This is a genomic window from Micromonospora sp. NBC_00821 (assembly GCF_036347035.1).
GTDB classification, from domain to species: Bacteria; Actinomycetota; Actinomycetes; order Mycobacteriales; family Micromonosporaceae; genus Micromonospora; species Micromonospora hortensis.
This window is the reverse complement of the sequence record NZ_CP108880.1, coordinates 4,780,911-4,804,924: the sequence shown is the minus strand read 5'-3', so window position 1 is coordinate 4,804,924 and position 24,014 is coordinate 4,780,911. Positions and strand designations below refer to the sequence as shown.

General features: G+C 69.1%; 23 protein-coding genes. 12 read left to right on the top strand and 11 right to left on the bottom strand.

Annotation, left to right across the window (positions count from 1 at the left end):
* The first annotated feature begins 51 nt into the window (after positions 1-51).
* Together OHB44_RS21975 and OHB44_RS21970 are read left to right on the top strand one after the other, a co-directional pair.
* A complete protein-coding gene (locus tag OHB44_RS21975; RefSeq protein WP_330438076.1) occupies positions 52-546 on the top strand; it encodes a nuclear transport factor 2 family protein in 495 nt (164 codons plus the stop codon).
* Positions 547-766: 220 nt separating this feature from the next.
* Positions 767-1,117 carry a hypothetical protein gene (locus tag OHB44_RS21970; RefSeq protein WP_330438075.1) on the top strand — a complete coding sequence of 117 codons (351 nt, stop codon included), beginning with the start codon at positions 767-769 and terminating at the stop codon, positions 1,115-1,117.
* A gap of 178 nt (positions 1,118-1,295) precedes the next feature.
* Here OHB44_RS21970 and OHB44_RS21965 read toward each other — a convergent pair whose 3' ends face one another.
* Complete coding sequence (locus OHB44_RS21965) at positions 1,296-2,207, bottom strand: GNAT family N-acetyltransferase (protein WP_238684175.1); 912 nt, start codon at positions 2,205-2,207, stop codon at positions 1,296-1,298.
* Positions 2,208-2,444: 237 nt separating this feature from the next.
* Here OHB44_RS21965 and OHB44_RS21960 point away from each other — a divergent pair, with 237 nt between their 5' ends.
* Entirely contained in the window at positions 2,445-4,658 is a 2,214-nt protein-coding gene (locus tag OHB44_RS21960; protein ID WP_238684174.1) for a hypothetical protein, read from the top strand.
* On the opposite strand, the gene OHB44_RS21955 is transcribed toward OHB44_RS21960, so the two are convergent.
* The 7 genes from OHB44_RS21955 to OHB44_RS21925 all read right to left on the bottom strand — a co-directional run bounded on the left by OHB44_RS21955 (position 4,620) and on the right by OHB44_RS21925 (position 10,345).
* Positions 4,620-5,753 (bottom strand): hypothetical protein, encoded by a 1,134-nt coding sequence (locus OHB44_RS21955; protein WP_330438073.1) that lies wholly within the window; start codon positions 5,751-5,753, stop codon positions 4,620-4,622. The two genes, OHB44_RS21960 and OHB44_RS21955, sit on opposite strands and share 39 nt — an antisense overlap.
* Before the next feature lie 47 nt (positions 5,754-5,800).
* The gene (locus OHB44_RS21950; RefSeq protein WP_238684172.1) at positions 5,801-6,616 is read right to left on the bottom strand and encodes an NAD-dependent epimerase/dehydratase family protein; all 816 of its coding nucleotides are present in this window, start codon (positions 6,614-6,616) and stop codon (positions 5,801-5,803) included.
* Between the two features lie 15 nt (positions 6,617-6,631).
* Positions 6,632-7,036 carry a cupin domain-containing protein gene (locus OHB44_RS21945; protein WP_238684171.1) on the bottom strand — a complete coding sequence of 135 codons (405 nt, stop codon included), beginning with the start codon at positions 7,034-7,036 and terminating at the stop codon, positions 6,632-6,634.
* Positions 7,024-8,475, bottom strand: coding sequence for a MocR-like pyridoxine biosynthesis transcription factor PdxR (gene pdxR / locus OHB44_RS21940; RefSeq protein ID WP_330438072.1), 1,452 nt, complete (start codon positions 8,473-8,475; stop codon positions 7,024-7,026). Before pdxR ends, OHB44_RS21945 begins: the two co-directional genes overlap by 13 nt.
* A 124-nt stretch (positions 8,476-8,599) precedes the next feature.
* Positions 8,600-9,484 (bottom strand): RNA polymerase sigma factor SigJ, encoded by an 885-nt coding sequence (sigJ, locus tag OHB44_RS21935; RefSeq protein ID WP_330438071.1) that lies wholly within the window; start codon positions 9,482-9,484, stop codon positions 8,600-8,602.
* Positions 9,485-9,581: 97 nt separating this feature from the next.
* Entirely contained in the window at positions 9,582-9,881 is a 300-nt protein-coding gene (locus tag OHB44_RS21930) for a sigma factor (protein ID WP_330438070.1), read from the bottom strand.
* A 29-nt stretch (positions 9,882-9,910) separates the two neighbouring features.
* Positions 9,911-10,345 carry a hypothetical protein gene (locus tag OHB44_RS21925; protein ID WP_238684167.1) on the bottom strand — a complete coding sequence of 145 codons (435 nt, stop codon included), beginning with the start codon at positions 10,343-10,345 and terminating at the stop codon, positions 9,911-9,913.
* A 252-nt stretch (positions 10,346-10,597) separates the two neighbouring features.
* Between OHB44_RS21925 and OHB44_RS21920 the strand changes: the two genes are divergently transcribed.
* From OHB44_RS21920 to OHB44_RS21910, 3 genes are all read left to right on the top strand, one after another.
* A complete protein-coding gene (locus tag OHB44_RS21920; RefSeq protein ID WP_330438069.1) occupies positions 10,598-11,131 on the top strand; it encodes a copper resistance CopC family protein in 534 nt (177 codons plus the stop codon).
* A gap of 148 nt (positions 11,132-11,279) precedes the next feature.
* On the top strand, positions 11,280-12,047 hold the full coding sequence (locus tag OHB44_RS21915) for an SDR family oxidoreductase (protein WP_330438067.1): 768 nt from the start codon (positions 11,280-11,282) through the stop codon (positions 12,045-12,047).
* Positions 11,999-12,529 carry a hypothetical protein gene (locus tag OHB44_RS21910; protein WP_330438066.1) on the top strand — a complete coding sequence of 177 codons (531 nt, stop codon included), beginning with the start codon at positions 11,999-12,001 and terminating at the stop codon, positions 12,527-12,529. Before OHB44_RS21915 ends, OHB44_RS21910 begins: the two co-directional genes overlap by 49 nt.
* Positions 12,530-12,643: 114 nt before the next feature.
* On the opposite strand, the gene OHB44_RS21905 is transcribed toward OHB44_RS21910, so the two are convergent.
* From OHB44_RS21905 to OHB44_RS21895, 3 genes are all read right to left on the bottom strand, one after another.
* Positions 12,644-13,981: a poly(ethylene terephthalate) hydrolase family protein gene (locus OHB44_RS21905; protein WP_238684163.1), complete on the bottom strand. Its 1,338-nt coding sequence runs from the start codon at positions 13,979-13,981 to the stop codon at positions 12,644-12,646.
* A 143-nt stretch (positions 13,982-14,124) separates the two neighbouring features.
* On the bottom strand, positions 14,125-16,464 hold the full coding sequence (locus OHB44_RS21900) for a non-reducing end alpha-L-arabinofuranosidase family hydrolase (RefSeq protein WP_442932707.1): 2,340 nt from the start codon (positions 16,462-16,464) through the stop codon (positions 14,125-14,127).
* Between the two features lie 652 nt (positions 16,465-17,116).
* Positions 17,117-18,100: a GNAT family N-acetyltransferase gene (locus OHB44_RS21895; RefSeq protein WP_330438063.1), complete on the bottom strand. Its 984-nt coding sequence runs from the start codon at positions 18,098-18,100 to the stop codon at positions 17,117-17,119.
* Positions 18,101-18,384: 284 nt separating this feature from the next.
* Here OHB44_RS21895 and OHB44_RS21890 point away from each other — a divergent pair, with 284 nt between their 5' ends.
* From OHB44_RS21890 to OHB44_RS21865, 6 genes are all read left to right on the top strand, one after another.
* Positions 18,385-19,263, top strand: coding sequence for a hypothetical protein (locus OHB44_RS21890; RefSeq protein ID WP_330438062.1), 879 nt, complete (start codon positions 18,385-18,387; stop codon positions 19,261-19,263).
* Positions 19,256-19,756 carry a SigE family RNA polymerase sigma factor gene (locus tag OHB44_RS21885; RefSeq protein WP_112639157.1) on the top strand — a complete coding sequence of 167 codons (501 nt, stop codon included), beginning with the start codon at positions 19,256-19,258 and terminating at the stop codon, positions 19,754-19,756. Before OHB44_RS21890 ends, OHB44_RS21885 begins: the two co-directional genes overlap by 8 nt.
* 233 nt (positions 19,757-19,989) lie before the next feature.
* The gene (locus OHB44_RS21880) at positions 19,990-20,604 is read left to right on the top strand and encodes a hypothetical protein (RefSeq protein WP_330438059.1); all 615 of its coding nucleotides are present in this window, start codon (positions 19,990-19,992) and stop codon (positions 20,602-20,604) included.
* Positions 20,597-21,520 carry a serine hydrolase gene (locus OHB44_RS21875; RefSeq protein WP_330438058.1) on the top strand — a complete coding sequence of 308 codons (924 nt, stop codon included), beginning with the start codon at positions 20,597-20,599 and terminating at the stop codon, positions 21,518-21,520. Before OHB44_RS21880 ends, OHB44_RS21875 begins: the two co-directional genes overlap by 8 nt.
* A gap of 165 nt (positions 21,521-21,685) precedes the next feature.
* Positions 21,686-22,315, top strand: coding sequence for a fasciclin domain-containing protein (locus OHB44_RS21870; RefSeq protein WP_238684158.1), 630 nt, complete (start codon positions 21,686-21,688; stop codon positions 22,313-22,315).
* A gap of 2 nt (positions 22,316-22,317) precedes the next feature.
* Positions 22,318-23,898, top strand: a complete 1,581-nt coding sequence (locus OHB44_RS21865; RefSeq protein WP_372488301.1) for a molybdopterin-dependent oxidoreductase — start codon at positions 22,318-22,320, stop codon at positions 23,896-23,898.
* Positions 23,899-24,014 lie beyond the last annotated feature (116 nt).

Below are 24,014 nucleotides of genomic sequence, written 5' to 3'. Positions count from 1 at the left end.
GCATGCAGTACCAGAGCCTCCGGTGTCCACAGCAAACATGGGGGAGTGCCCGTGAATCAGTCGTATGACGCCGTCGCCGCCTGGCGGACCGCCGGCGAGGCCGGTGACGCCGCCGGCGCGGTCGCCGCCCTCAGCCCTGATGTCACAGTGGTCTCGCCGATCACGGAGCAGTTCACCTTTCAAGGCCGCCAGCAGGTACGCACCTTGCTCGAAGTGGCCCTGGCCGCGATCGATGACATCACCTACACCGACCAGGTCGCCGAGGGCCGCACCGTGGCGCTCTTCTACGAGGCGCAGGTCGGCGCGGTGCGTCTCTACGAAGCCCAGCGCCTGCGTCTGGGTGCCGACGGCCTGATCAAGCACATCACCCTCTACGTCCGGCCCTTGCCGGCGCTCACCCTGCTGATGGCTCGCCTCGGGCCCGACCTGGCCCGACGCAACGGACAGCCGGGCCTGGCTCGGCTGATTCCGCTCGCCAGCGCCGCGATGCACTCGATGGCCGCCACCGGCGAACGGAGAATCATGCCGAGAGTGGCACCCCGGTAGCAGCATTCGACACTCCCGCACCTCGCTCTGCTGGGGGAGCGAAACCCACCCAGGGCGGGAGGCGTCACGGTGCCGCCTTGGCGAGAGTGCTGGTATGTCCGCTCGCAGAGGCCGTCGCTGGGCGTACGGCGCCTTGGCTTGGTTGATCTTCTTTGTGGTGTCCCACGTGTTCCTGGTGTTCTTTCCTGGGCCCGATCCAACCGGTGATGGACCGTGGGGCATGAGGGCCTACGTGATCTTCAACGTGGTGCTCATCTCCATGTCGGCCATCGGAGCAGCCGTCGTTCTGGCCACAGTCCGCCCGCCGGCCCGACGTCTTCCCCAATGGTTGCTGCTGACGCCACTGGTGTTCGGCAGCACCCTGCTCGTCATCCGGGGTGTTCCAGGAATGGTCGAGAATCTTCTGATGGTCACCGGTGTCCGTCGCGGTGGTTTCGTGGGGGCGGTGGACATCTCGACGGGCGAGTTCTGGACCGGCATCGGAGTCAACACCTACTTCTTCGCAGGAGCGGTGTTGCTGGTGGGGACAACCGTCTCCTACGGCCGACGATCAGCGGGCCCGTCTCGGTGAGGCGTACCGGCGTCCGCGCGGGCGATCTCCTCCCGCAACAGAGTCGCCTCGTCGTCGCGGTCACAGAGCAGCAGCACAGTGAACTCTGGCTGGCCGAACGGGCTCGCCCAGTGATGAACGGCCTGCGCACTGCGCGAGCAGACCTCGACCTGAGCGGTGGAGCCGCTCCGCCAGTTGCTCATCGGACGATGACCAGGTTGGCCATGTCGACGACCGGCCGGTAGCCGAGGGCGGCGTAGATCTTGTTTGACGTCGGGTTGGCCTGGTCGGTGAACAGGCAGACCCGCGCGCCCTCGGCCTGGATTCGGCGGGAAACCTCGGCTACCGCGTTGCTGGCCCAACCGCGTCCGCGCTGGGCCGGCGGTGTGTACACCGGGCCCAGGCGGGCCACCCCGAACGACTGTGGGTTCGCGCCGGTGAGGTGCACCGGCTCCCCGGTCTCGTCGACCCAGAACCACAGCCGTCCGGCTCGGATCCGACGCAGCACCTCCGCGTGGTCGGGCGCTTCGTGCGCACTCGTACCGGGCGGGCGGCCCGCCTGTTCGTCGGCGTCGCCAATGAACGCGGCGAGCCACTGCGTGACCAGTCCCGCGTCGTCTTCGGTCGCGGTAACCAGGCTGCCCGGTACCAATGGTGGCCACGTCAGCTCGCCGAGCTCATGCAGTCGTGTGTGCTGGGCGACCTGAACGTCACCCCCGCTGAGCCGGGCCAGCGCGGCGGCGCACAGCTCGGCGGCAGGCAGGGCCCCGTTGACAGCGAGGACCTCCTCCCCGCGCTCGTGCAGGGCGTGGGCCAGCGCAGCGGCCGCCTCGTCGGGCATGGGCAGCAGGAACGGGGGATAGGGGGCATACGGCGCCGAGCGCATCCCGGCGCCGACCACGGCACCGGAGTCGTCGCTGACCACCAGCCACCAGTTGCGGTCGGGCTGCGGGATCCCCTCGGTCCGCTGCGACAACAGCCGGTGCGCGATGGTGGTCACGACAGTGCTGACGACCGGATCGGCGCGCAGGTAGTCACCAGCAACGGCCAGGAACTCGCCCGGATCGCTGAGGAACCGCAGCCGCAGGCCGGTCCTTGGGACGATGCTCATCCGCGTACGCTAGCCACCGCCTACCAGATCGACACAGGAATTTTGTGCGGCCCGAGGACCTGTAAGCGCTGAGCCAGCCGTGCGGCGGGCGCACGGTTGGTCTCGGCCGGGCGGGGTACACCGCCGCGAGTGGCGCGGGGGCTGGGTTCACCCGGTTTGGCCACCGAAGGTGCTTCGGAGGGGCCGATGTCGGGTGCATCAGCGCGGTCAGGCGGGCCCGGGACGTCCGATGACGTGGTGGAACTGCGGGTACACGGCGCCGCCAGCGCAAGCGCCGCCCAGGTGTTGAACGTGGCGCAGGTCGAGCAGGTCGCGGGCGACCGCAGTGGGGGCTTCTACCGACCCCGACGCCCATGTTCGTGCGGCGGCGGCGAACGGGTGACTGAGGCGTACCGCTGGGGTGACCTTCCCGCCGGAAGCGTGGTCCGAACACTGACGCTGGTGTTCCTCCTGCCGTTCATGCTGGCCAACCTGGCGATCTGGATGCGACCGGCGAGCCCTGGCTCCGACGCGACGGTCAGATCCCTGTGCCGGTTGCTGGCGCTCACCCTCACCGCGCTGTACGTGCTGGCCTTCGTCGGCGTCACGCTGGACCTGATCGCGTGGAAATGCATGGGCTCGTCACGTTGCCTGGCCGGGCGTACCTGGTTGTCCTGGTTGGGTGGGCAACCTGTGGGCCTGCGCCTCGCGGTACTCGCTGTGGTTCCGGCCGTCGCCATCGGCCTGCTCTGGCGGGCCAGCACCCGGCCGGGAAAGATGTTCGACGCGTTCCGCGCTCCGGCGGACGAGGTCTCCGAGCACCGACTCAGTGGGATCGGTCAGTGGGACGCCGGGCCGCTGGTGGGTCGGCTGCGCTCGATTCACGTCGCGGCGGCGTTCGCGACACTGGACGTCGCCCTGCTCGCCGCCCGAGCCGCGAACGGCGCCTCGGCCAGCACGATCGTGTTGGCCGTGGCCACCGGGACGGTGCTGGCCGGCTGCGTGGTCCTGCTCTGCCTGCCCGCGCTGCTCGACCGGGCCGCCTCGGATCAGCGACTGGACCGAATCACCCGCACGGTGCGGACGGTAACCGTGGCCCTGACCATCGTGGTGGCGGTCCACGTCCTCGCCAGCCCGGCGCCGTGGCACGAGGGGGGCGGCCTACCCGGCTACGGCGCACTCCTCACCTCGCTGTTCGTTGCCCAGACGACCCTGCTGACCGCCCTCGGCGCTGTGCTGCTCTGGCGCCGGGTACGGCGGCGGGACGCCATCCCGCTGCTCGGGCTGGGCGCGCTGGTGATGGCGGCCAGCGCGGTCAGTCTGGCGGTGGCAGTGTCCGCTGAGTTCGTCTACCGGGTGGCGGATCTACTGGATCGCGACGCGCCGACCGGAGAGGGCCTGGCCTCCGGTCTGCCGCCGGCGTTCACCTGGGCGATCTTCGGCTTTCTCCGGACAGTGCTGTTCACGCTGGTGGTAGCGGTTCCGGTCGTCCTCGTCTCTCGACGCCGTCGACGTCGTGCCGCGGCGGCGATCGTGGCCTGCGACTTTCCGGACCGCCCGCCCGCAGCCGCGACCCGACTACGGCAGGTGCAGGAGGCGATAGCCAGGGCCCGTTTCACGGAAAGGCTGATTCCGTTGGCGGTGGTCTACGCCTGCCTGGCCGGAATCGGCACGGCCACCACCACCCTCGGTCTGCTGGAGTTGCTGCCGAGCGAGTCTGTGCAGCGGTACGCACGGGTACCCGGCGACCTGATCACCTTCTCCATCGCGTTCGGGAGCTGGGGGATCGCCGCGATCATCCTCGGCCTTATCATCGGCGGCATCTTCGCCTACCGGACGGCCGAATTCAGGCGCCACGTCGGTGTCCTGTGGGACCTGGGCACCTTCTGGCCACGGGCCGCCCACCCGTTCGCGCCACCCTGCTACGCCGAACGAGCGGTGCCGGAGTTGACCAGACGAATCACGTATCTGGTCGGACGCGGCAACCTCGTGCTGCTCACCGCACACAGCCACGGTGCGGTCCTGGCCGCCGCGACAGTGCTCCAGTTGCCGCCCCAGGTCAGCAGTCGAGTCGCTCTGCTCACCCACGGGTCGCCACTGAGCCGACTCTACGCGCGACTGTTCCCCGCCTTCGTCGACGACGAGGTGCTGCACGAGATCGGCTCTCGCGTCGATTGGCGGTGGGTGAACCTGTGGCGTGACACCGACTCGATCGGCGGCTGGATATTCACCGCCCACCGGACAGCAGTGCCGGCGACCGTCGGCCAGAGGGCGGCAACGGTGGACCGCCGGCTACGGGATCCCGCCGACGTGGTGCCGTTACCCGGCGACAGCGTCCCGCCTCCGATCCAGGGGCACCGGCCCCGCGGATCGGAGCAGCGGTACGCCGAGGCCGCCCGCGAGTTGATCGAGCGCCTTCGCCAGCCGATGGACTCAGTGCCGCTTCCGGGCGACCCGCCGACCGGGCACTGACGAACCCGCGACGGTGGCGCGGGCGTGCCCGAAGTACATGAGCTCCCAGATCGCGTCCTCGGCGAACGCCTCGACCACCTGTCCGCCCTTGTGGTGCTCGATCGTGAGCAGGCCGGCGAAGCGGAGGTAGGCGCCGTCGAACCGGACCAACCGGGCCGCTGCCCGCTTCAGCCAGGGCAGGTCCTTGGTGAGGGGATTGCGGACCAGGTCGCGCTCGCGGTCGAAGGTCACCACGTACGTGTCGTCGTCGTCCACGTAGGTGTAGCGGACGATGCCCGCCACCGGCTTGCCGGTCTTCGCGTCGGTGTAGACCCCGTCCCGCTCGAACGTCATCTTCGCTGGATCGTCGCCGATGATCCGGCCGTCGCGGGCCAGCATGAAGATGGGAATCTCGGCGAAGCCGTACTTTTCGGCGCCGGTGATGAACGACGCGATGACCGTGTACGGTCCGGCCTGCCCCCGTCCCCAATACCAGTCATTGATGATTTTCGGCAGCCCGACGTTGCCCCAGTTGTGGTCGTGGTAGCCGACGCCGGTCGTCTCGTGCCGCACCCCGTCGATCGTGTACGAGCCCCGCACGGCTCCCTGGGGCACCGAGGGCAGCCAGTTGAACTCGAGGTCGCCCTCCGGGCCGAACAGCATGTGCCCGGTGGCCGGACGCCAGGCCGGGACCTCGGACGTCAGTGTGAAGTCGACCCTCAGCCCCCCGGCGGTCGCCTGGATCCGGTACTCGCGCAGGCTCTCGCCGTGGAAGCGGTTGCCCGGCCCCATGCGGACGTCAGTACGCCCGCTCGCCGCCGACCAGTCCGCTGCGGGGATCGCGATCGTGTTGTGGGACGTCGTCCCGTCAGGCAGTTCCAGGTTGACCCGGAGCTGCGGTGACAGCGGGCTACCCGCCGCGCCGAGGTCCTTGTTCATGAACACCACGACAACCTTCGCGCCGTCGTCGAGGTGGGCGTCGAAGTACCACCACTCGTACGACCCGGCGCGATTGTCGGTGCGGGCGCCGTCCTCCCATTCGCGTACCGCATCGCGCTCCAGCCCGAAGCGGGCATAGTCGTCGCTGAGCGCGGCGAGTTCGGGGTGATCGAACATGACTCTTCGTCTCCGTTGCTTCTGCAAGATCAAATTGTGCGGACGCCTCACAGGGTGGCGAATCCCTGACGCCAGGACGGGTAGGTCGGGTTCCAGCCAAGGTGCGTGCGGGCGTGGTGGTTGCTCGCTCCTCGCGCCCAGCCATGCCGCTCGCCCTCGGTCACCGCTGGCGCTGGCACATTGGCCGCCGCGCAGAACGCGGGCACCCACTGCGAGGCGGCGGCTGGCTCGTCGTCGCAGACGTTGACGACGCCGACGGGCCACTCCAGAGCCGCGACCGCGGCGGCGACGGCGTCGTCGACGTGCAGCAGGCTACTCACGTCCGCGTCGGCGGGGACCTTGCCGGCGGCGGCGAACTGGGCCATCAGACCGTCGCGGGCGTACCAGGTGCCCGGGCCGTAGAGGGTGCCGTACCTCAGCAGGACCCACTCGGGCGCCTCCTGGACGGCGGATTCGAGCGCGGCGGCACCGGCCACACTGGTCTGGCGTGGCTCTGGGGCGTCGAGGTCGAGCGGGGTCTGCTCGGCCGCCGGCTCGGCGCCCGGCTCGTACGCCCAGGCGATGCTCTGTGCCACGATCCGGCGTACCCCGGCGGCGAGCGCCGCGTCGACCAGATTGCGGGTCCCGGTCCGGCGCAGCCGCGAATTGGCGGCGAAGTCGCCGGTGCTCAGGCTGGTCAGCTGGTGCATCACCACGTCGGGCCGGGCGTCGCGGACGGCGGCCGCGACCGCGTCCCGGTCGAGCACGTCGACGGCGACCGGGCCGTTGCGGGCCAACCCGATGACCTCATGCCCCCGGGCGGTCAGGATCGGCTCGAGCCGGCGGCCGATGACGCCGGTCGAACCGGCGAGAACGATACGCATGACGTGCCTCTTCCGTCAGTTCGGCCGGATTGAGCGGCGGTTCTTACGCTGTTCGAGCTCGTCGGGGCTCACCAGCACCAGCATTTCCTGGCCGGGCGCGCACACCATCACGACCAGGAACTTGGTCACCCGATCGGACAGGTTGTTGGCGGACCGGTAGTGGATGACGTCGCCGCCTGGCTCCCAGAACGCCTCACCGGCCTTGATCACCCGTTCGGGCTCGCCCTCCAGCTCGAAGATCATCTCGCCCTCGAGCAGGTAGCCGAAGACCGGGCCGGAGTGCCGGTGTGGCGGCGTGCCCGGGTCGCCCGGTGGCAGTTCGATCGTCGCTGTCATCACGTGGGAGCCATCCGGCAACTCCGGTGGCATGGCCGTGCCCAGCAGCACGATCTCGTTATTTCCGATCTTCATGGTCTGCATGAGTCGAACGTATCCCCGACCGGACCAGCAGGATGGACCAGTTGGTGACCGGTCTGATGGACCAGTTGGCAGAGTCCGGACAGTGCCTCCTGCCAGGCGTGAGCCGGCGGCGCCGCGTATCCGAGGACCAGGGCCGCCGGCTGCCGCTCATCCGCGGGATCGTGCCAGTAGCCGTTGCCGTGCAGGCCGATCAGGCGCAGTCCCTCGCGGCGTCCGGCCTGGATCAGCCAGCGCTCCTCCGCCACGGAAGCCAGCGGTAGCAGCGCGTGCACGCCGGCAGCGATGCCCTCCAGCGCAGTGGTGGTCACCTCGGCAAGGCGGGCGGCCAGCTCGGTCCGGCGACGTCGGTAGGTCAGGCGCATGCGGCGGATGTGCCTGTCGTAGTCGCCGTGCGTGAGCAGGTCGGCCATCGTGAGCTGGTCGATCGCGGAAACTGCGGCGCCGGCCTCCGCGATCGTCGTCGTCAGGTCACGACGCAGTGGCTCGGGTACGACGAACCAACCCAGGCGGACGCCCGGCGCCAGCGACTTGCTCGTGCTGCCCGCGTACACGATCCGCTCTGGTGCCAGCGCCTGCATGGCGCCCACCGGCCGCTGGTCGTAGCGGAACTCGCCGTCGTAGTCGTCCTCGATGAGGAACGCGTCGTGCTTCCGTGCCCACGCGATGAGCCGGTAGCGGTGCCGTGGGGCGAGCACCACTCCGGTCGGATGCTGGTGCGCCGGGGTGAGCAGCGCGGCCTGACCCGCCGCGTCATCCGGGTCGGCCCCGCCGGGGCCGACGGTGAGCGGGGTGACGGTCAGGCCCGCAGCACGCAGCACCGTGCGGTGATGGGCCAGACCGGGGTTCTCGGTGGCGATGGCGCGGACGCCGCGCCGGTGCAGCGTCCGCGCCAGCAGGGAGAGGCCCTGGGTGAAGCCCGCCGTGATCACCACCGCCTCCGGGTCGCAGAGCACCCCACGAGTGCGCGCGAGATAGCCGGCCACCGCCGCCCGCAGTGCGGGTAGCCCGGTCGGTTCGGAGTAGTCCAGCGTGCCGCGTGGAGCCGTCGTCAGCGCCCGGCGGACGCTGTCCGCCCAGGCCGTTCGGGGGAAAGACGCGAGGTCGGGAATCCCCGGCCGCAACTCGATCAATGGCCCGGCCGGGGGCGACGGCCGCGGTTGTCCGCGCGTGCGGGGCGGATCATGGAGCACGTCAGCGACCCGGGTGCCCGAGCCGGGTGCCGCCAGCAGCCACCCTTCCGCCACCAACTGCGCGTACGCCTGCACCACGGTGCCCCGGGCCAGGCCCAGGTCGGCGGCCAGGCTCCGGCTGCCAGGTAGGCGCGACCCGGCCCGCAGCCGGCCGGTCCGAATGCTCTCCCGTAACGCGCTCTCCAGCGAGCGACCCGGGGAACCCGCACTCCGATCGAACTCCAGATGCAGGTCAAGCGACTTCGTCACTCAGCAACGATCCCATTCGTGCGAGCGGCACCGGCAGGTTCGGCGACGACTCAGGCGCCAGACCACCGACCTCGACGTACGTGCCGTCGACGAACCACGCGTCGCCAGGCGCCGGTGCCGACTGTCACCGCTGGAACTGGGCTAGTTTCTGCGGGTTGAGGACGATCAACACTCGTTCGATCCCGGCTGGTGAGGCGTCGATGGTGACCAGAGCGACAGTTGCCCCGGGCCGCGAGACGAGGATCGCGGCGTGGCCGTTGGACTCGACGATCTCCGGTGAGAGGTCGCGGCCGAACTTCCGGATCAGTCCCAGGATGTAACGCGCGACGTTGTCACGTCCGACGACGGGTAGCTGGGCGGCCCGGACGGCGCCGCCGCCGTCGGCGTAGGAGATGGCTGTTTCGGCGAGCAGTTCCTCGAGCTGGGCCAACTCACCGGAGCGGGCCGCGGCGAGAAAGGCATACAGCAGGCGGTCGCGGTCGGCGTGGCCGACCGGTTCGCGCCGCTGCCGGGCCAGGTGCGTGCGGGCGCGGTGGCCGAGCTGTCGTGCGTACGCCTCGCTGACGTCGAGTACCTCGCCGATCCGCCGGAATGGGTAGTCGAACGCCTCCCGCAGCACGTACACCGCCCGCTCGGCCGGGGTGAGCCGTTCCAACAGGAGTAGCACGGCGAGTTCGAGTGACTCGTTGCGTTCGGCCTGGAGTGTCGGGTCGGCGGAGGTGTCGACGGGCTCGGGCAGCCACGGTCCGGGATACAGCTCGCGGCGGGCGCGGGCCGACGTCGCGGCGTTCAGGGCGAGCCGAGAAGTCGTCGTGACCATGAACCCGACCGGGTCCCGTACCTGGCTGCGTTCGGTCTGCTGCCACCGGAGCCAGGCTTCCTGCACGATGTCCTCCGCCTCGGCGACGCTGCCGAGCATCCGGTAGGCGATGCCGAAGAGCCGTGGACGGACCGCGTCGAACACCGCCAACGCGTCGACCAGTGCCCCGCCTTTTCCTTGCCCTGCCATGGCCGCCTCGTCGCCCCTATCCCTGAATTCGCACTGCCGCCGATATCGCTGCTGTCTGTTGAGCGCCAGCCACACAGGTACCCCTTGCGGGGCCGTACTACAGCACTTGAGCGGTGTTCTGGCCAGCGGCTTGGGTCGGCGACGATGTGAGCAGACCGATACAGACCTGCACGAGCGTGCCGACGAGCCAGGTAAAGGGACTGTCGATGCCATCCTGTTCGTCGTCCGGCATCGTGTACCAGACGGTGTACGTCGCTTGTACCGCGTGTTCAGCGACGTCGACTGAACCCAGCAGCTGGTACGCGAGGTTCTTGAGGAGGCGTCGTTCGGCGACGACGACGCAGAACGCGCTGGGTAGCGCGTTTGGCCGAAGTGGCCGGAGGGGTTCGGGAACCATCGGCTCTCCCAGTGGTTGACGCAGCAGGTTCAGTGGGCGGCCCGAGCCGAGGCGAGGTCGCGCCGAGCGGCCGAACGGTCGCGTAGCGCCGTCAGCAAGATGATCACCAGGCCGATGAGCGCCACGGCCGCGTTTGCGGTGGTGAGGAGGATCGCCTCACCTACTGTCGCCCCCTGCATGTTCGTGAGGTGATAGAAGAAATGGGGGAGCGCGAAGACCGAATAGGCAGCCGCGGCGGGGATGACGAAGTGGGCCTTGGGTTTGACCGCCGCGATGCCCAGCAGCAGGGCGATCGCCAGTGATGCCGTACCGAAGTCCCGCGCGTAGTGCTCGCTGAACGGCGGCGTGAGATCCACTGTCGGGAAGTTCGCGTAGAAGCTGGCCGGCCAGATCGCGTTCCAGGCCCCGACCACGAAATTGTCGAGAAACACGATTGCCAGTGCGATGCGGATGATGGCGGTCATGATCGTCGCTCCTTGCGCTGTACCGGTGGTGGGCGAGTGTCACCAGGTACGGACCGAGCAGGTCTCCGATTCGTGACACAGGGCCCCGGCCGCGACCTCTGCTGTCACGAATCGGGGGGCCGCTCGGTCCTGTTCGCAGACGCCGCGGTCGTTCGCGGCGGAGGGGAGCACGCCATGAAGAGAAGCACTGCGGCTCGCGTGACCGACACGTCAGACACCGGTCGGGCGTCTCGCATTCGTCCTAGCATCAGATTGATCGTCACGGTCGCGCTCGCTGCCGGTTTCCCGCTGGCGGTCACGCCCGCGCCCGCGTTCGCGCACGGCGCGACGCATTCGATCACGCCGACCGCCGGTGCCAGGCTCGCGAAGGCCCCGCAACGGGTCGAGGTGGTGTTCGCCGGCGAGATCACGTCCGACAGCAGTGTCACGGTGACGGACCACACGGGGACGGACTGGACAGGCGGTCGGCCGGTTGTCCACGGGGCGACGCTGCGCCATCAGGTGAGAGCGGATATGCCTGACGGCTGGTACGAGATCAGTTGGCGAGCGACCTTCACCGACGGACACCCGGTGGCCGGCACCGCGGAGTTCACAGTGGGAGCGGCGGCTGCGGCGGCCGCAGCGGCGAATCCGCTTCGGGCCCGTCTCACGCACGGCGGCGTCGTCGCGTTGTACGCCGCCTCGGGTGCAGCGGTACTGGGTCTCCTCCTCGCGATCATGACGCTCTCCCGTGGTGTCTACGCCGCCAGCAAGCGCACCGACCCAGGCGAAGGTTCCACCCTTTAGGGCTATTGCGCGGTCTATGTCGTGAACAAGAAGTCTCGGAAAGGTAGAACGGTGACATCACAGCGGCTCATCCCCCTCTCACCCGGCCCCGGGTCCGGGCCACCCGCCAGCGCGGCGTTACGGCGAACGCGGATCGGGAGGTAGCTCAGTGCGTATCGCGGTAGCCGGCGGGACCGGCGGCGTCGGACATCTCGTCGTTCACGCCGTACGGTCCGCCGGCCACGAGCCGGTCATCCTCGCCCGCTCCACGGGCGTGGACCTGATCCGCGGTTCCGGGCTGGACGAGGCGCTGACCGGCGTGCCGGTCGTGATCGACGTCAGCAACGTGTCGACGATCAACCGGAAGAAGTCGGAAAGCTTCTTCGGCGCGGCGACGACGAACCTGCTCGCCGCAGGCCAGCGCGCCGGGGTGCGGCACCACGTCGCACTGTCGGTCGTCGGCGCCGACCGGGTCAATTGGGGTTACTACGCGGGCAAACGACGCCAGGAGAGCCTCGTCCTGGGCGGTGCGGTACCCGCGACGGTGCTCCGCTCGACGCAGTTCTACGAGTTGGCCGCGCAGATGCTCGCCACCATTCCCGGCCCGATCGCGGTGGTGCCCCAGATGCTCATGCAGCCGATCGCGGCCCACGACGTCGCCAACTGTCTCGTCGACCTCGCCCTGGCAGAACCGGCCGGCCGCGCGCCCGACATCGCCGGCCCGCAACAGTTGCGCATGTCTGCCATGGCCCGCCGCCTGCTCCGCACCCGCGGGAGTCACCGCCTTGTCCTGCCCGTCCGACTTCCGGGAGCGACCGGTCGAGCCATGGCCGGAAACGGCCTGCTGCCCACCGGCCCCGGTCCGCGCGGCAGACAAACCTTCGACCAGTGGCTGGCGAGCCCGGCAGCGCGGAACGACGCTGGGCGGACCCGGTGAACGAGGGCCGGTCACCCACCCCCGCCGCACCGCGGGCAACGTCAACAGACGGGCGCGACACCGCGCTGACCGCGTTGATCCGGATCGCCCTGGCCGTCCTCTTCCTCGACGAACTCGTTGTCGGGTTCTGGAACCAGGTCTTCCCCGAAAGCTTCTACAACAACTTCCCGACCGTCAGCCTCACCCCGCCGTTCAGCGAGCACTACGCGCGAGACTTCGGCGGAGCCACCCTCGGCCTGGCCGTCGTCCTCGGCATAGCGCTCGTCGCACCTCGGGCCGTTTTCACCATCCCCGCCGCGGCGGCGTTCTCCACCTTCGCCATACCCCACTTCTTCTTCCACCTGACCCATCTGCACCACGCCACCCCTGGCGAGAAGGTGGCCCTCACAACCGCCAATGCCGTCGTCGCCCTGCTCGGCCTTCTCGTCATCGCCCTGACGCTGGTGCGAGACGCCAGGCGTCGCCGCACCTCGGCGACGTGATGCGGGCGGACCCGGCGCGACGCCGGGTCCGCCCGTTTCAGGTGTGCGGGATCTCGCCCTGCCGCTGGTCCATCCGCAGACCCCCGAACAGGTGCTGTGCGAACTCGGCCGCGATCAGCCTGCGAGCGGCGCGAGCCTGAACTGTTGGTTGGTCTGTCCGTGGCAGTCGTAGAGCTGGATCTGGGCGCCGTTGGCGGTGCTCCAGGCGTCGAGGCATCGTCCGGACTGGACGTTGCTGATGGTGCCGTTGGAGTTGACGTTCCACTGTTGGTTGGTCTGGCTGTGGCAGCTGTAGATCTGCACTGCGGCGCCGTTGCCGGTCCCGGCGGCGTCGAGGCACATGGTGCCGTACACCTGCAGTTGTTTGGTCGACGTGTAGGTCCATGCCTGGTTGGTCTGTTTGTTGCAGCCGTAGAGCTGGACCCTGGTGCCGTTGTTCCGTGAGGCGTTGGGTACGTCGACGCACCGGCCGGACTGCGTGCCGACGATCTCGCTGGCGGAGCCGGGCGGAACGGTCGGCGGATCGGTGGGGGTTGGCGGATCGGTCGGCGGATCGGTCGGCGTCGAGGGCAGCAACGGGCAGGTGCTGCGGTAGGTGACCACGCCACTGGAGTCCAGCAGGGGACAGAGGAACTGGCTGTACCGGGTGTCGTTGTCGATGAACATCTTGACGAACGGCAGCATGGTCCGGACCATCACCGGGTTCGACCGTCCGACCATGAAGCCATGATCCGCACCGGCGACCTCCAGGTAGACGCTCTCCGTCGTGGCCGGGAGGCTGTTGTACAGGCCGGTGGCGTAGGACGGGGTGACCACCGTGTCCGCCTGCCCAGAGAAGATCATGGTGGGCACCCGGTCGTTGGCCAGGTTCGACGACGGCGAGTACGGCGCGATGCCGACCACGGCCTTCAAGGACGAGCGTCGGGTGGCCGCACTCAGCGCGCCACCGCCGCCCATCGAGTGACCGGCGACCGCTAACCGGTTGGGGTCGACCCGGTCACGTACGGGACTCTGCTGCGTGAGGTAGTCCAGTGCGGCGAGCAGTTGGGTGCCTCGGGCAGTGTCGAAGTCGTTGCGGCTGTTGGTCTCGATGCCGATCACGACGAAGCCGTGCGACGCCAGCCACGGTCCCATCCAGGCCAGCTCGGCGGAGAACAACGCGGTGTAGCCCGGCGAGATCGCGATGGCCCCGAAGGTGCCCTGGCTGGTGTCGGTCGGGTAGTAGATCCGGCCGCCGTTGAAGCCGTACCCGGTCGGGACGCTGACCGACGTGTTGGCGAAGGGGCCGTTCACGGCGGTGACGCTGGTCCGGGTGGGGTCCGGGCCCCGCTGGTACGGGTTGTCGGCGGCCGACGCCGATCCGGTCGCCACGGTGATGGTGAGCAACCCGACCGCGGCGGCGATCCCGGCCGCGGCGAGCTTGAACAGCCGTCCCCGAAGACGGGGGGACACTCGCTCGGTGTGGGTGTTGCCCGCGGGCGGGGGGTGGTGCCCGTGTCCTCGCACTATCGCTACCTCCTGGTGGTGGTGGATGGGTGCGGGGCGGGCGGGCCCGGCGTGGTGCCGAGCCTGCCCGCCCCGGCGTTGTCCGGTCGTCAGCGTTGCAGCGTCAGCAGACCCGGCCGGTACGGCAGCAGGCCGTAGTCGCCGCCGGAGCTGGGAGAACGCCCCTGGTAGAGCAGTTGCAGGTTGCAGGCGTCAACGGTCATGGTCTGATCGGCGTTGCTGCGGATCAGTTCGCCGTGACTGATGTCGTTGGTCCAGGTGGCGCCGCTGTTCGCCTTGCCGGCGAACGGGTTGCTCTCCGACGTGGCCTGCGGCGTCCACGTACCACCCAGGCTGGTGGCCGTGAAGGAACGGAAGTACCGGCCCTGCGAACCGATCGCCTCGACGATCATCAGGTACTTGTTCAGGCCCTGGAGCTTGTAGACCTGAACGGCCTCGAAGAGGTTGTTAGTCGTGTCGGTCATGATTGTCGTGTAATTGGAGCCGAAGCTGCCCGGGAAGTTCCCGATGGGCATGCTGGCCCGGTAGATCCGGCCGTTGTCCCCGGCGAAGAACAGGTACATGTTCTGGTCGTCACCGATGAGCGCCTGGTCGATCGGACCGGTGCTGGAGTTGGAGATGCTGCCGCTGAACAGCGTCTGCGGCGACGACCACCCGTTCGGGTTGGTCGGGTCGCTGGAGGTCCGGTACGAGAAGGCCGGGCCGCCCCACTGGTAGGCCAGCACCCAGATGTTGCGCGGCGCGAAGTAGAACAGCGACGGTGCGACGGTCGCCGAGTTCATCGCGTTCTGGCTGGCCGAGCCCATCTGCGAGTAGTTGCTGAAGAGGCCAAAGTTCATCGAGCCCCACGTGGTGCCGGTGTCGTGGGTGGTGGCGTAGACGAGCTGCTGGCCGTTGTACGGCGCGACGGTGAAGTCCTTCAGCGACACCCACCCGGACCTCGGCTGCGCCAGCGCACCCGACGACGACCAGCGGTACGACGACGGAAGGTCACACGTGCCGCCGGTCGGCGGCGGCGTCGTCGGGGTCGGCGTCGGGGTCGAGCCGCCACCCGAGCCGGCGAGCCGGAACTGCTGGTTGGTCTGTCCGTGGCAGTCGTAGAGCTGGATCTGGGCACCGTTGGCGGTGCTCCAGGCGTCCAGGCATCGTCCGGACTGCACATTGCTGATGGTGCCGTTGGAGTTGACGTTCCACTGCTGGTTGGTCTGGCTGTGACAGCTGTAGATCTGCACCGCCGCACCGTTGCCGGTCCCCGCGGCGTCGAGGCACATGTTCCCGTACACCTGTAGCTGTTTGCCCGAGGTGTAGGTCCATGCCTGGTTGGTCTGCTTGTTGCAGTCGTAGAGCTGCACCCGGGTGCCGTTGCTGGTCGAGGCGTTGGGCACATCGACACACCGGCCCGACTGCGTGCCGACGATCTCGCTGGCGGAGCCGGGCGGGTTGGTGGGCGGGTCGGTGGGTGGGTCGGTGGGCGGGTTGGTGGGGCCCGCGCTGTTCAGCGCCTCCAAGGTGGAGGTGTAGGCGGCCTTCTTGGTGCCGTTGCACTCGAAGAGCAGCGGAGTGCCACCGGAGCGCCACGAGTCGCAGTCGCGCACCCCCCACACGGTGAGCCCGTTGCAGCGCGCCACGGCAAGGCAGTCGTTGACCACACTGCGGTAGGTGTTGGCCTGCGTCGTGCCGGATCCCTCGATGTCCAACTCGGTGACCTGCACGTCCACCCCGAGGGCGGCGAAGCTGGACAGGGTGGTGCGGTAGTTGCTGTTGTACGGCGAGTTGGCGTTGAAGTGCGACTGGAAGCCGACGCAGTCGATCGGCACCCCACGAGACTTGAAGTCGCGCACCATGTTGTAGACGGCCTGCGTCTTGGCCCAGGTCCAGTTGTCGGTGTTGTAGTCGTTGTAGCAGAGCTTCGCGTTCGGGTCCGCCGCGTCGGCCGCGCGGAACGCCGCCTCGATCCAGTCGTTGCCGGTGCGCTGGAGGTTCGAGTTGCGGCGGGCGCCGCTGTTGCCGTCCTCGAACGCCTCGTTCACCACATCCCACGAGTCGATCTTGCCTCGGTAGTAGCTGGCCACCCGGGTGACGTGGTTCAGCATCGCGTTGCGCAGCGCGGTGCCCTCCATGCTCTGCATCCAGCCCGGCTGCTGCGAGTACCAGGCCAGGGTGTGGCCGCGGACCTTCCAACCCCGGGAGATGGCGTGGTTCACGATCCGGTCCGCGTTGCCGAAGGTGAAGTTGTTCTGCTGCGGCTCGGTCGCGTCGATCTTCATTTCGTTCTCGGGGGTGACGCTGTTGAACTCGCGGTTCAGGATCGTCGTGTAGGCGCTGTCGTTGAGTTTGTTGGCGGCGACGGCGGCACCGAAGTACCGGCCGGACTGCGCTGCGGCGGCACCGAGGGTCGTCTCGGCGGCCTGGGCCAGGTTGGGCAGCAGTGCCACGACTAGGGCCAGAATTATCGCGGCCGTTCCGGAAAATGTGAGCGTTCGCAGTCGGGCGCGCCCGATGGGACGGGTTCGGGGAACCATGCTGATCCTCCTGTGGTGGGGTAAGAGATTCCTGTCGCTGTTTCGTTGGGAGGTCCCACCGGATGGCGGCGGGCACGATGGTGAGTCCGCCCGAGCGGGCCGGAGCCCAGGTCAGGCATCAGACCGGATGCGAGTCGGATCGGGGCTTCCTGGCCAGCGGATAAAGGAGCGGTGGCAAGTAGGCCCGGTCGCCCGTCGGGGGTGGTTGGGGGCGTTGCGCTCTTTCGGTGGTGGACGTGGTCACCTGGCAGGTGGGTGGGCCCGACGGTCGCGTGGAGCGCCTCCAGTCCTAACGGATCTTGTTAACGTTCACACTTGTCGATGCCTCTCAGGCTGGCAGAAAATTCCAGAGTTTTCAACCGGTAGTTTCGGGCCTGTTACGGATCTGGGCGGCGGGATTGGAGGCCCGCGCACGGTGGCTGGTCGACCGGGCGTTGCGCGGTGGACCGGCTCGGAGGCGACAAGCTGGACGTACGCGTCGGCGGGCTCCACGCGCTGTGGCGAATGGCGGAACATTCCGCGTACGCGGCGCAGAGCGCGCGCCGACGAACCGCTTGGCTTACGGCTGCTCGTCGGCCTCGGGGGTGAGCTGCCGCATCAGCACCGCGAACCCTTGCCCCGACTCCACGAAACCCAGTTTCCGGTAGAGCGTCAGAGCGGGTTGATTGCTGTCGGTGACCTTGAGTCGTAGTTGTCTGACGCCGGCTGAGCTGGCGCGGTGCAGGACCCGCGAGATCATCGCAGTGGCCAGGCCGCTGCGGCGCCAGGGTGCTCGGGTGCCCAGACAGTGCAGAATCGCCGTCGGTGTGTCGGTGCTGCCGTCGGCGAGCGCGAAGAGGAAGGCGGCCACCGGGTTGTCGCTTCGGTCGGCCTCGGCGAGCGCCAGGCAGGAGAGGTCGGGCAGGAACCGCGGATGTCCGGTCGCGTGCTGGGGCCAGGTGCGTTGGTCTGGTCGAACCGCTGCCGGACTGTCGGCGTAGGCCTCATTGTGGGCCAGCCGGGCCAGCTCGTCGTAGCGCTCGTCGACGGGTGTCAGCACCAGACCGGGCGGAAGCGCGGGAGCCGGCGGCTCATCAGGCACCGCCAGGACGAGGTCCCGTTCGTGTCGGACCAGCGCGAAGCCGCCACGGATCAGCCGCTCGCGGCCGGCCCGGTCGTTCTCGGCACACCGGATACCGAGGACGGCCTGTGCCGATCCCCGGTCATCCCGTAACTGCTTCGCCTGGTCGACGAGCCAGTGGTGCAGCTCTGCGCGGACGTCGTCGGCAAGGTCGGGATGAAACACGGTGGTCAGGCGAATCCGGAGCACGTCGTCAGCTGTTCCCATGTCGGCGACCTCGCCGTACGCGGCGACGCCGCCGGTGTCATCGCGGCCGACTCGGGTACGTCCGGCGCTGTCCGGCCCGAGAGTGGCCAGTCGATTTCGGACGTCCTCGGCGCGCTGCTCCAGGCCGATCGGGGCGACCCCCTCGGCGCGCTGGAAGAGTGCTGCCAGCGCTGCCGCCTCGGCTGGTGTGGCGCGACTCCAACCCGCGATCCTCATCGATGGTCATCTTATGGAACCGGTTCGACGACGGTCAATCGCACGCCCGGATCGCCGAAGAGCGTCGACCTAACCTCCTAGGACGGTCTGCGGGTTGTGCCTCACCGCTCACACAAGCGGAGCGTGACGCTACGAAGGTGGCCGCACACGTACTGAAGCACCGCGTTCCGCCGACGCGTTTGCGGAAAGTTCGCGCCGATGTTCGGTAACCAAATCGGCGGGTCAACCCGTCAGGTCAGTGACGGATCGCCACCGGGGCGGTCGGCCGAGGAGGAATACGGGACATGGGCGACGTGCGTGGGCGTTTCAGGGACGACCTGGCCCGACACCCTGCACCGCCGTTGGGTGACCTGGTCCAGCAGTCGGTTGCGCAGGGCCGCCGACTGCGCCGCCAGCGCCGCCGGGCCCAGTTCGGCGCCGGCGGATCGGCGTTGGCGGTGCTGCTCGTGATCGGCCTGGCCGCCGGCCCAATCGGCGTCGGAGCGGATGACGCCGGTCAGCCCGGCGGGGCGAACGTGGGCTTGCCGGGCGGATCGGTCGACCCCACCACGCCGTCCCCGGCTGGATCCTCCGGTGGTGCTCCGGCCGGGTTCGAAGCGGGCACTGAGAGAGACCCCTTTCGGCCAGCGCCGCCGACTCCCTCGACCACGGTGATCGACACTGTGAGGATCGGGGCAGGACCGGAGGGTGAACTGCTGACCACCACACCGCAGGGTGCCCTGGAACTGCTGACCAGGCTGCTGCCCAAGGGGAAGACCAGCGGTTACACGAGTCTGGAGAGCAGCGGGGCAGGCCCCGGCATGCCGTACGTCCAGCTCTACCTGGACCGAGGCGATGGACCGGGCATGCTGCGGCTCTCCATCTACCGGGACCGCCTCGGCGGCGACCCCGCCCCGGGAACGGTGGAGCTGACCGAAGTACCCGACAACTGCGTGCAGACCCAGACGGTCACCGTGCACCACCACGCCGGCCTCCAGGTCGATCTCATGATCTCCACCTGTCTGGTCTGGGACGCCAAGGGGACTTTGCCGGCACCGCCCGTCCTCTCCGTGAAGGAGGCGATCGAGGTCGCCGCGAACCCGAACTGGGGGACGACGCTGCCGGCCGAGTACGTCGTCAACGGGACCAAGAGGTTCCCGAAGCTGGCCCGGTCGAATGGCTGACGAAGACTTCGTGGAGTTCGCGCAGGCGACCGTTGGCCGCCTGCGCGACGCGGCGTTCCTGATGTGCCGCGACTGGCATCTCGCCCAGGACCTCACCCAGACGACGCTGGCCAAGGTGTACGCCAACTGGAGGCGGGTCCGCCGGGCCGACGACCCCCACGCGTACGCGCGCAAGATACTGCTGCGCTGCATGATCGACCAGCAACGGCGTCGCTCCAGCCGGGAGTTGGCGATGTCGGCGCCGCCGGAGCGGGGCGAGGAACATCCGGCCGAGCTGCGCATGACGTTGCTGGACGCGGTCGCCACCTTGCCGTTGCGGGACCGGGCGATCATCGTCCTGCGCTACTGGGACGACCTGAGCGTGGAGACAACCGCCGAGGTTGTGGGCGTCTCCACTGCCGTCGTCAAGAGCCAGAGCATGCGCTCCCTCAACCGCCTGCGTGAGTTGCTCGGCGAGACCCGTTCCGAGCTGTTCGCCGAGGAGCGCCATTGACCGGTCCCGCCTGCGGCCGGGGTGCGGCGGATCCCCGATGGGGTCGGACCGTCGGCCGGTAACCGCCGGGTCGGTGCTGCGGCGGCGACGAACGTGCCGCCGCGCGTCGTCGGCTGAGGCGCCACCTGCGGTGGCCAAGTACCTGCGTCTGGGGGAGGTTTTCGGTGTCCGTATCGAGTAGCAGGACGAGCCGAGGCCGGATTCGCGGCAGAGGCCGAGGTTCGGTCGCGGTCGTGCCGGCGGTCCTGTCGGCGTTGATGCTGATTGCCGCAGGGTGCCATCGGGGGGAGCCCGGTGTCGCCCCCGACGAGCTGCACACCGCAAACGCGGAACGGGGCGACCGGAGCCCGCTGCTGGGGGCGGGAGATCTGGGAGCGGACTGGCATGAGGACGAGGCGCGAACCGGTCTGGCGTCCTGGCCGTGGGAGCAGGACAGCTGCCCCAAATACAAGAGCAGCGACTACCCGGCCAAGTCGCATCGGCGCGCTGCCGTGCAGCGCTACTACCGGCCGTCTGACGGCTCGCCGCCGGCCCACCACGTCGTGGAGACGTACGAACCTGGGTGGGCCGAGCGGAATGTCGATGACGTCCGTCGGGTCCTCCTGCGGTGCGCCAGCTACCCGGTCCTCGGATCGCAGGTCTCGTTCGACGTCGTCGATCCGCATTATCTGGAGGGCACCGGCATGCTCGTTCGAGGTCGCATCGCGCATGCGGAGATCCCGAACACCATCACGTACTTCGTGATGCTGAAACGAGGCGAGACGGTCTCGACGATCCGCCTGCCCGATCCGGGCAGCCAGGCCGCGGTGGACGAGATCGCGGCGAGGGCGGTGGCCCGCCTTGGTTGAGCGGAAAGGGCGGCAGTTGCCGCGACGGTGGGTCGTCTCCGCGGTCGCCATGTCGCTGGCCGGCGTCGGGACGGCCGCCTTCGGTGCCACGCGCGGTGGCGACGGCGACGGAGTCGGACCATCGCACGGCCCATCGCCTACCAGCCCGATCCCCACGACGCCGGCCATCGACCGGATCGAGGAGGCGAGAACGCGCATCAAGGCCTACGTGCAGCGATACGACGGCCACCTGGCGGTCGCGGCACTGGATCGACAAGGAACGGCTGCGGTGACGGTCGGCGCCAAACGGTTCGAGACCGCCAGCATCGTCAAGGTCAACATCCTCGCGGCCCTTCTGCTGCGCCAGAACCCGCCGGGAAAGGCCCTGAGTTCTGACACCCGGCGGTTGGCCGAGGCCATGATCGTGTCCAGTGACAACGATGCGGCGGTCGCCCTGTGGCAGCGGATCGATGGCTCGCGCGGCCTCACCGCCGCGAACCGCGCGCTCGGTCTGCGTGAGACGAAGCCCAACTCGCAGTGGGGACTCACCACGACAACTGTCGCCGACCAACTCCGTCTGCTGACCGCGCTCACGTCACCGACGGGACCGCTGACCCCGCAGGACCGTACCTTCGTCATGGGCCTCATGAAGAAGGTGATCCCCGAGCAGCGGTGGGGAGTCACCGCCGCGCGGGAGCCGGGCAGCCGTTCCGCGTACGTCAAGAACGGCTGGGACACCGCTGATGTCGACGGCGGCCGCTGGCTGGTCAACAGCATCGGACGGATCGTCGAGGCCCGTCACGACTGGCTCATCGCCGTGCTCTCCGATCATCACGTGAGCCAGAAAGAGGGCATCCGCGTCGTCGAGAAGGCCGCCACGTACGTGCTCAAGGAGCTGCGTACCGCCACTGCGGGCGACGGGCTCTCGCAGGGGTAGGCCCCACGTCCGCTCGGGCCGACCATGGGTCCGTCGACCTGCCCCGACGGGGCGCTCGTCATCGGTGGCGGCAAACAATTCCCGATCTTGTACCCATCCGTCTGCGGGGCGGCCTCGAATGCCTCATGACAGCAGCAATCGAGTACAAGCATCTGAGGAGTTCGTATGAAGCGGCGCCTGTTTGCCACGGTCGGCGTAATCGCCGTGCTGGCCCTGTCCGCCTGCGGCGGTACCGACAGCGAGGACACCGCCAGCGGCGCGCCGAGCACGTCCGCCAGCGCACCGATGGCCTCGGCCTCGCCGTCGATGATGATGTCTGGTCAGTTCGGCTCGGGGTGCGCGGCGGTGCCGACCGACGCGTCCAACCCGGGAAGTTTCGAGGCGATGGCGAAGGTGCCGGTGGCCACCGCCGCGTCCGGCAATCCGCTGTTGTCGACGCTGGTGACGGCGGTGAAGAAGGCCAACCTGGTGGACTCGCTCAACGGCGCGCAGGGCGTCACGGTGTTCGCGCCGACCAACGACGCGTTCGCCAAGATCCCGAAGGCCGACCTGGACAAGGTTCTGGCCGACGACGCCATGCTGAAGAAGATCCTCACCTACCACGTGGTGACGACCCAGCTGTCCCCGGACACCCTGGCCGGCACCCACAAGACGTTGCAGGGCGACGACGTCACGGTGACCGGTAGTGGCACGTCGTTCTCCGTCGACGGCACCTCGATGGTGGTCTGCGGGAACGTCTCGACGGCCAACGCCACCGTGTACATCGTTGACAGTGTCCTGATGCCCAAGAGCTGAGGATGTCCACCACCATCGAGCCCCGACCGGCGACTCGCCGGTCGGGGCCGTCCCGAAGCATGACCGCCGCCCGCGGCCTCGTCGTCGGCGTGCTGAGCGCCGGGGTCACCCTCGGCGTGGCGCACCTCGTCGCGGCACTGGTCGATCCGGCCGCCGACCCGGTGCTGGCAGTCGGCAGTGTCGCTGTCGACCTGGCACCGCAACCGGTCAAGGCATTCGCCATCCGCACCTTCGGCGCCAACGACAAGGTCGCCCTGCTCGCTGGTGTCTACACCCTGCTGGCCCTGAGCGCGGTCCTGCTCGGCGCGGCGACGTTACGACGACGCCGGTACGGTCTGGCGGGCCTTGGCGCGTTCGCTGCCGTCGGTGTCGCCGCCGCCCTGTCCCGCCCGACGGCGACATACGTGGACGTCCTGCCGGTCCTGGCGGGCGCCGGCATCGGGACGGCAGCGATGCTGGTGATGGCGCGCGCCGCTGGGACGGTCCCGGTTCCTGGCTCGGGTCGGCCCCGGCTGCTCGACCGCCGCCAGTTCCTGGCCGCGGCGGCGGGGGCAGCGGTCACCGCCGGGACCACAGCAACCATCGGTCAGGCTGTCGGTCGTCGCAGCGCCGCAGGTGCCCGTTCCCGAGCGGCCGTTCGCATACCGCCGCCGGCGCGACCTGCGCCGCCGCTACCCGGCGGCGTCGCGGTTGGCGTGGACGGGGTCCCGGCGTTCCTCACCCCCAACCGGGACTTCTACCGCGTCGACACCGCCCTCACCGTCCCGCAGGTCGACGTGGAAACCTGGCGACTGACAGTGGATGGAGCGGTCGACCGGCCCCGTACCTGGACCTTCGATGACCTGCTCGCCCGTGGCCTGGTGGAGCGCGACATCACCCTCAACTGCGTCTCCAACGAGGTCGGCGGACCCTACATCGGCACCGCCCGTTGGACGGGGATCCCCCTGGCGCCGTTGCTCCGCGAGGCGGGCATCCGCGCCGGGCAGAACCAGCTCGTCAGCCGTTCCGTGGAGGGCATGACCATCGGCACTCCGCTCGAGGCGATCCTCGACGGCCGCGACGCGCTGTTGGCAGTGGCCATGAACGGCGAACCCCTGCCCCTGGAGCACGGCTTTCCCGTCCGCATGCTCGTCCCCGGTCTCTATGGCTACGTCGGTGCCTGCAAGTGGCTCACCTCCATGCGGGTGACCACCTTCGACGCGTTCGATCCTTACTGGGTGCAGCGCGGGTGGGCCGCCGAGGCGCCCGTCAAGACCGCATCCCGCATCGACACTCCGAAACCCTTCGCCAAACGGCGCGCCGGCCCGGTCATGATCGCCGGTGTCGCCTGGGCGCAACGGCGCGGGATCACCGCCGTCGAGGTGCAGATCGACGACGGGCCGTGGCGGCAGGCCCGCCTCGCCGACGGCCCATCGCCGGACCTGTGGCGGCAGTGGACCTACCGCTGGGACGCCACCTCCGGCAGTCACACACTGCGCGTACGGGCCACCGATGCCACCGGCGCCACCCAGACCGACGAACGGGCCGCGCCCTTCCCGGACGGCGCGACCGGCTGGCACAGCACCACCGTCACCATCACCTGACCTGGTGCGCCCGACGGGTCGCCGTCCGGGCCGGAAAAGAATCCGGGCCCGGACCAATCCGGTGGACGGGAGGCGACGAATCCCCCATGACAGCACCTGAGCATCGACGCCGTACC